The 7,331-nt window shown below is 31.6% G+C and carries 9 protein-coding genes; 3 read left to right on the top strand and 6 right to left on the bottom strand.

Annotation, left to right across the window (positions count from 1 at the left end; all coding sequences use genetic code 11):
* Positions 1-237 precede the first annotated feature (237 nt).
* Complete coding sequence (locus MR593_RS11090; protein WP_290692854.1) at positions 238-825, top strand: helix-turn-helix domain-containing protein; 588 nt, start codon at positions 238-240, stop codon at positions 823-825.
* Between the two features lie 29 nt (positions 826-854).
* On the top strand, positions 855-2,252 hold the full coding sequence (locus MR593_RS11085; protein WP_331474835.1) for a Na+/H+ antiporter NhaC family protein: 1,398 nt from the start codon (positions 855-857) through the stop codon (positions 2,250-2,252).
* Between the two features lie 78 nt (positions 2,253-2,330).
* Here the strand turns inward: MR593_RS11085 and MR593_RS11080 are convergent, their stop codons facing one another.
* Complete coding sequence (locus MR593_RS11080; protein ID WP_290692852.1) at positions 2,331-3,209, bottom strand: methyltransferase domain-containing protein; 879 nt, start codon at positions 3,207-3,209, stop codon at positions 2,331-2,333.
* Between the two features lie 345 nt (positions 3,210-3,554).
* On the opposite strand from MR593_RS11080, the gene MR593_RS11075 reads away from it, so the two are divergent.
* Complete coding sequence (locus MR593_RS11075) at positions 3,555-4,466, top strand: DUF2268 domain-containing protein (protein ID WP_290692850.1); 912 nt, start codon at positions 3,555-3,557, stop codon at positions 4,464-4,466.
* 62 nt (positions 4,467-4,528) lie between these two features.
* Here the strand turns inward: MR593_RS11075 and MR593_RS11070 are convergent, their stop codons facing one another.
* From MR593_RS11070 to MR593_RS11050, 5 genes are all read right to left on the bottom strand, one after another.
* On the bottom strand, positions 4,529-5,071 hold the full coding sequence (locus MR593_RS11070; RefSeq protein ID WP_290692848.1) for a putative immunity protein: 543 nt from the start codon (positions 5,069-5,071) through the stop codon (positions 4,529-4,531).
* Positions 5,072-5,109: 38 nt separating this feature from the next.
* Positions 5,110-5,568 (bottom strand): GNAT family N-acetyltransferase, encoded by a 459-nt coding sequence (locus MR593_RS11065; RefSeq protein WP_290692846.1) that lies wholly within the window; start codon positions 5,566-5,568, stop codon positions 5,110-5,112.
* A gap of 26 nt (positions 5,569-5,594) precedes the next feature.
* The gene (locus tag MR593_RS11060) at positions 5,595-6,416 is read right to left on the bottom strand and encodes a viperin family antiviral radical SAM protein (protein WP_290692844.1); all 822 of its coding nucleotides are present in this window, start codon (positions 6,414-6,416) and stop codon (positions 5,595-5,597) included.
* Positions 6,417-6,490: 74 nt separating this feature from the next.
* Complete coding sequence (locus MR593_RS11055) at positions 6,491-6,973, bottom strand: HEPN domain-containing protein (protein ID WP_290692842.1); 483 nt, start codon at positions 6,971-6,973, stop codon at positions 6,491-6,493.
* 81 nt (positions 6,974-7,054) lie between these two features.
* A partial coding sequence (locus MR593_RS11050) for a hypothetical protein (protein ID WP_290692840.1) occupies positions 7,055-7,331 on the bottom strand: 277 nt, incomplete at its 5' end.

The raw sequence follows: 7,331 nt of genomic DNA, 5'->3' as shown, positions 1-7,331 counted from the left end.
ATTTATGAAAAATACATCATGAATAACTTACTTTTTCAGGCTTAAATATTAATATTAATGCTTATTTAAGTAAAAATTTTATATATACTAAAAATAATATCTTATTTAACAGTTTATTTTTTTACTATATATAAAATTTTCAACTATATTTTAGTTATCAAGCAATATATTATTTTAAATTAATATTTTTTATGATAAAATTATAGAATAAAATAAATTTTAAAGGGATATGCGATTATGTTAGGAGAAAAAATACGTAGTTTTAGAAAACAAAAACATATGACAATACAAGAAATGGCTAAATCTACTGAATTATCTGTTGGATACATATCACAAATAGAGAGAAACTTAGTAGATCCATCACTATCCTCACTTCGTAAAATTGCTAAAACATTAGGAATTCCTACATATATGTTGATTGAATCTGAGAGTAAAGATAACTTAACAGTCCGAAAAGATGATATCACTATCATGAGACAACCGAAGTCCTCTGTTGAATATCATTTTATTTCGCCTTTGCCTACAGATACATTTACACCAAAATCTTTGGTCATAAGATTTAAGCAAAAACCTAAGACAAAGGACGGCGAAGTACCAATTGTTCATGAGAGCGAGGAGGTTCTCATTGTAGAAAAGGGCAATATAATTCTTTTCGTTGGCGATGAAGAAATTAACCTAAACGAAGGAGATTCCACTATTATAAAAAGCAATATGCCTCACACTATATACAACAATAGCGATTTCGTAGCTGAGGGATTCTGTATATTGACACCAGCAGTCTGGAGATTTCCGTTTAATAGAACCCAATCAGAAGATGAGGAATAAATTTGAGCTATATAGTAAAATTATACTCGATGTTTAACATGTATAATTTTCCATATAGCTTTTTTATTGCACAAAAAATCGCTATAATTTTAAATAAGAAACTTATTGAGGAGTGGTATTTTATGTTAATATTCGCGGGGATTTTATTCACCCTATTTATATTAGTATTCAGCGTTTTAAACGATATATTCTTAGGCTACGGACTTACATCATCCCTGTTGTTCTTCACCTTCATAGGCATAAAAAAAGGATACTCATTAAAAAAAATAATAGACTTATACTGGACTGAGACAAAAAAATCGCTAAACATCATCCTGATACTAGTTCTAATAGGAATGCTCATAAGCTCATGGCTTTCTTGCGGTACAATACCTAGCATCATTTATTATTCACTAAAATACTTAAATCCGAACCTGTTTATTTTATCTGCATTTTTAATCACATCACTTATCTCGATGCTAATCGGAACATCATTCGGCACAGTCAGCGCCGTCGGAATTCCGTTGATTATAATCGGAAGGGCTGCAGGTATAAATTTAAATATTTTAGGCGGTGCGATTTTTTCTGGAGCTTATTTAGGCGATAGATCTTCTCCGCTTTCTTCTAGCTTGCTGCTTTTGTGCAATTTAACTGATGTGGAGCTGTTTGGATATGCGAAAAAACTGCTTATCGATAATATAATTCCTATCGTGCTTTGCGTGGGATTTTATCTGATTTTTTCTTTGAAATATCCGCTTTCATTCGTGGATAATAAGCTAAACGTGGAGATTTACAATTATTTTAATGTATCGATAATTCTCTTGCTTCCGGCTGTGATATTATTCGCATTGTCTATGTTTAAGGTGAAAATAACTTATTCTATACCTGTTAGTGTTTTATGTGCGTTTGTTTTGGATATAGTCGTTCAAGGCAATGGTGTTGGGGATTTTGTGAAATCATTGGTATTTGGGTATTCCAACGATTCCGAGGTTTTAAAAAGCATAATTCACGGCGGTGGAATTATCTCGATGCTGAAGACATGCTATATAATAATTATCTCTTGCTCTCTGTCTGGATTTTTCAGTGGGCTAAATGTGTTCGATAGCTTGAAGCAAAAATTGAAAGAAAAGAATCTTTCCAAGGCATCACTATTCCTAGTTACATTCGGACTTGCCACTATTAATGCTGCGATTGGATGCAGCCAGACAATAGCTATTATACTTACTTTGGATATTGTCAAGGAGCTTTATGAGGATTATGGTAAAGAGGAATTAAGCTTGGATATTTCGAATTCGGCGATTCTTACACCAGCGCTTATTCCTTGGTGTATCGCGGCTTTGGTGCCTTGCTCTATTTTGGGAATCGGCAGTTATGGGTATATTGTTTTTGCTTTTTATTTGTATATTGTGCCTGTGGTGCATTATTTCAGAAGGAGATTTGTTGGGTAGAAATTGTTTAGAGTCAGATATTCTTTTATCTGACTCTATTATTTATATTTTATTATCGAAATAAAATCCAACTATATATTAGTTATCCTTCTCTCTTCCTACGACAACCTTCAAATCTATAGTTATACTATTTATTCCAGATTTAACCAATTCATCAATTTGATTTTGAGTTAAACTTGATGTTAAAGGTGTCATTTTTATAAAATCTTCTAAATTAAAATCTTTTACCTTATAAGTAATCCTCTTTTCATAGACAATATCCAAATTACTTTCAAATACATCTACAATATTTTTATTAGAATACTTATCTTTCTTTATATATGCTGCTATTTGATTTCTTATCTCTTGCAAATAATTTTCTTCTGGAATTACCTTTATAATAATCCCTTTTTTATTTAAAACTCTTGCAAACTCTCTATAGTTCGACGGTGAAAGTATATCTAAAATCACATCGATTTTATTATCATCAAAAGGTAAATTCGATAAATCGGAAACACTCCAAAATACTCTGTTTTCAAATCTTGTGGCAAGTGCAACACCTTCTCTCGCTATATCTATCCCGATTAACCTGCATTTTTTATTAATTTTTTCATCTAGGTATAATTGGTTTAAATAATAACCTTCTCCACAGCCTGCATCTAATACATAATTAATTTTCTCACCAGTAGTATACTTATCTACTATATTTATTATTTCCTCAGAAAGGATTTCATATACCTTTTGATCGTAAATTTTACTTCTAGCCTCAAATAAATCCTTATCATAAATTGTTTTATTATTATTTTTTATTAAATTAATATATCCCTTTTTAGACATATTAAAGCAATGATTATTTTTGCATATTACACTATTTTCGGTTACATTCTTTATAGAACCTTTGCAAATTGGACATCTAAATACTTCTAAGTTTTCCTCTATAAATGATTTTAAAACTTCAATCTTTTTTAATTTTTTCATTGTTCATAATCTCCTTATTTAATTTTTTCATTGTTCATAATCTCCTTAAATTAACTATTGATGTCTAATAGCACGGAGTTATGACAATTTATTTGATGACAGTCACAACCCGTGCGACTATCCTCTTAGTCTTATATATGTCATTTGGCTTCCCTCCTTTTTATTTTATAGTAAGCTATAAAATTTTAGTTTGCAACATAAAATGCTCCTTTTTAAGCATATTACATACCTATTTGTTCTTTACCTTCATAGTCATAAAAAAATAATGTAAATATTTTTTTATAAAAACTATTTACATTAACGCTACGTAATATCTTAGTATTAGTAGTGAAAGGAGATGAGTATATGAAAATTACAGAAATACGCTCTGACAAAGTTTACAACAAAATACTTAATGCAAAACCAGATAAAAAGGACGATATCTATAGATACGATTTAATGAGTGAGTTTTCCGATAAATGGGCTTGTTACAATGTCCCAATCAAAGCAAAGCAAAAAGGTGGCTACGATGTCATAATGGCAAGCTCAATGCTTGGATACATGGCTCCATCCGAAATCGATCAAAGTAAATCACAAGAAGTAAAAAGCCTCAATGACGATGCAATTTGGAAATTATGCACAGAATCAATCAAAAAAGCACTATCCCTATTCGTCGATGCTGGCGTCGAACTCAAGGTCGAAGAATACAAATACACAATACTATTACCCGACCCAGAAAGCGTATACACAAAACTAAGTGAATCCTGCTGCGGTGACGGCGGAATCCCAGGAAGTATCTTCCTATCATTACTCCCAAGAGAAGATACCATCAAGAAAATTCCTTCCGTTCTAGCCCATGAATGCAATCACAACGTCAGATTCCAATTTATAAAATGGAGCAATGACATAACTCTAGAAGAAATGATGATCAACGAAGGCCTAGCAGAAAACTTCGCAACCTGGATATACGGAGAAGAAATGCTTGGCCCATGGGTAACGACAACAGACATGGAGACTTTGAACGATTACGTCAAACCAATAATCAAGGATAACTTAAATGTCCAAGGCCTAGAAAGTATAACAGCATATCTGTACGGCGATGAGATAGCTACTGCACAAGGATATTTCCCTGAAGGGCTTCCGTTTTGTGCAGGATATGCTTGTGGATATCATATGATAAAATATTATTTAGAAAAAACAGGCAAGTCTATTGTAGAGGCTAGTTTAATGCCTTATGAAGAAATAAAGAAAGAACTAGCTGGATTCTGGGAATGCTAAAAATATTTTTAAACTGCTCCCTATCAAACAAAAATTTATTGCTTTGAAGGGAGCATATTAAATTACTTAATCAGAAAACTTGCCCATTCACCAGTATAATTTTGGTAATTATCTTTCCAATAAATGAGCCTTTCAATGTATTCTTGCTTGCGTTTTTCAACAGAATCCGCACAATTTTCAACCCCTAATTTATAAACAATAGAAGTCAATTCATAGATTGGAAGTCCGATTGCATGTCCACTCGTATGAACTACACTACATGCCTGCCCAACTGCGTGACATAGTGCGATGTCTTCTTGATTAGAGATTTCCTTCGCAAAAGCATGGCAACTAAGTATCTCACGCTTAGCTATCGGAATTTTTATTTTCCCAGAAGCCCATAATTTGGTTGCCTCTAGAGCATTTCTGGGTCTATTTTCATTTGGATATTTTATTTCAAGCTTTTTCACAATTTCCTCTGCAAAATCAAGCGCCCATAATACTAGTATTTGACGATTCTGCTGGTTGATTAACCAAACTAAATCTTGTAGATACTCGCTGTCTTTGGAAAATAGTATTTTATTTTTTCTTTTTACTTTTTTCTTGACGTCTTCTATCCAATCCATTTTTCAACCTCCGAAATTTTAGTTAATTAAGATTAAATTTATCTTCCCAAAACATTAACACAATCGTCCTCACCAACTAACCTTTTAGAAAACTTATAATGAAAATTATGCATCCCCTCTCTCTCATAAAATCTATGCGTATCAACTCTCAGCTGATTGCAAGCGACCTCTATCTGGCTGCATCCACGATCCAAAGCTATCCTGCTAGCCTCTTCAAACGTATCCTTCCCAACACCCCTGTTTCTATATCTAGCATCGACAACAAATTCCATTATCTCTGCTATCTTCTCACAATGATGCAGCTGATCCTCGAAACGCAGATTTATAAACGCAATGACCTCATCCTCAACAGAATTTACCAAGCAGTACATGTCATCTCGATTTATCTGCTTAAAATATATTTTTTCAAATTCGTCATATGGCAACTCTTTGTTTTCCATATCACATATCAAATTATATATCGCTCTGCAGTCTGATTCAGTGCTTTTTCTAAACATAAATAAACTCCCTCCATAAATTTCAATTAAGCATATCTAGAAAAATACAAATCCCTATCAAAATTCAGCTTCTCAAACCCCTTGAAAAAATCCTCTCGTCTACAATCAGTCACAATATCATGAGTATAGCCCCTACTATTATCAATCAAAAATCCATTTGCATCAATGATAATATAAGAAGCCCTAACAGTAGCTTCCTTCACGATATTTTGACCGCGTCGATTATTTTGTAGAAAAACCTCAAATTCCTCCTTAGAAATATCCAAGCTCAAATTGCTAAAATTCTTATTCTTAAAAACTCTCATCTTTATAATCTTCCATCTATCCACATCGGCACGATTTATGACGTCATACATCATCTCACTTTTGTTGAGCTTATTCACAACAGTATTGACTTTTATCTTACAATTCGGATTGTATTTTCTTATCATATCACACAGGTGCAGAAATCTTTCCTTCGTAAGATACTCGTTTTTTATATTTTTTCTACCCAAATCGATTAGCGTCTTAGGCTCGAAGCTATCGATAGAAAAACCGATCATATCGTAATATTTAGCGTTATTTTTCACCCACTCATCGTCCATCAATATCCCATTAGTTATGATAGAACAGTATAAATTCATGCTCTTGATATAAGCCGCTATTTTCGTTAAGTCAGGATGCAATAAAGGCTCCCCACCTGCAAGATTAAATCCCTCGATATTGACATCGGACATTATACAATTATCTATAATTTGCTTCCAATCGTAAAAATTCAATATTTTGTTGCTGTCGAATTTCGCAAAACAATGCTTGCATTTATAGTTGCAGTTTTCTAACAAGTGCAGATTAACTTTATATTTTTCCATGATTATTTCATCCCTTTCATATGTATCTTATACATATTTTAGGGTAGGAATTTTTTGATTTGTAATTCTTGTTTTTATATACGATTTAAGTCCTTTAAATATTTTTTCAAATTCTCCAACATCTCTTCTATATATTCACAATCCTTTTTATCATAATTCACTATCACATAATTACCCCTTTTCTCATTATAAAATGGATATCTCAGATTATTATGTAAATTTCTCGAATTCAAGTCTTTAAATACGTACTGATTAAATTGAGATTTAACTTGATTTCTAATATTTTCATCTGAACTTATCACTTCAATTAGAAAATCTACACTGTCGTCTAGTGAATGATGTTTATTTTTCTTTATAAAATATTCTAAATTTGGATTTACTAATGTAAATATCTTAGATTTTATATATTTTTCCATAGATTGAAGGAAAAAGTATATGGCGTGTCTATATTCTTGGTTATTTTTTAACAATATCGCTACTTTCTCATCTTGCAATGCTAAGTTTTTATATTCATAAGACAAATCTATATTCGATTTTATATTTCCTATATTTTTCACTATTTTCCCCCTTTTCGCTTCTTTTTTCGATTTTCCGCTTCTTTTTCGCTTCATTGTTTATAATAAGTAGTTTTTTATAAACTATTTTTCAGTTAATTTATAAATAGTTAATTTACCTTTTCCCTCACTAATAATCAAATTCTTAGCTAATAAAGACTTAAATAATTTTGTATTTTGATTTTTTGTAAATCCAAATTGTTCTCTTGATACTTTATTTGATATAAACCCATTTTCTTTTATGAATTTAATTATTTTATTTTCATTTCTCGGATCACTTATACCTCCATTCATGGCCTCCTCTATAGATATTCTAAGCGAACCTGGGTTAGAAAACTTAAAGCAAGTATTTTGTCTTTCT

The organism is Intestinibacter sp., assembly GCF_022780145.1.
GTDB lineage: Bacteria > Bacillota > Clostridia > Peptostreptococcales > Peptostreptococcaceae > Intestinibacter.
This window is presented reverse-complemented; position numbering and strand designations above follow the sequence as displayed.

Bases quoted from the DNA above. Each gene is read 5' to 3' on its own strand.
- MR593_RS11090 (WP_290692854.1), top strand. From the start codon at position 238: ATGTTAGGAGAAAAAATACGTAGTTTTAGAAAACAAAAACATATGACA.
- MR593_RS11085 (WP_331474835.1), top strand. From the start codon at position 855: ATGTTTAACATGTATAATTTTCCATATAGCTTTTTTATTGCACAAAAA.
- MR593_RS11080 (WP_290692852.1), bottom strand. From the start codon at position 3,209: ATGAAAAAATTAAAAAAGATTGAAGTTTTAAAATCATTTATAGAGGAA.
- MR593_RS11075 (WP_290692850.1), top strand. From the start codon at position 3,555: ATGAAAATTACAGAAATACGCTCTGACAAAGTTTACAACAAAATACTT.
- MR593_RS11070 (WP_290692848.1), bottom strand. From the start codon at position 5,071: ATGGATTGGATAGAAGACGTCAAGAAAAAAGTAAAAAGAAAAAATAAA.
- MR593_RS11065 (WP_290692846.1), bottom strand. From the start codon at position 5,568: ATGTTTAGAAAAAGCACTGAATCAGACTGCAGAGCGATATATAATTTG.
- MR593_RS11060 (WP_290692844.1), bottom strand. From the start codon at position 6,416: ATGGAAAAATATAAAGTTAATCTGCACTTGTTAGAAAACTGCAACTAT.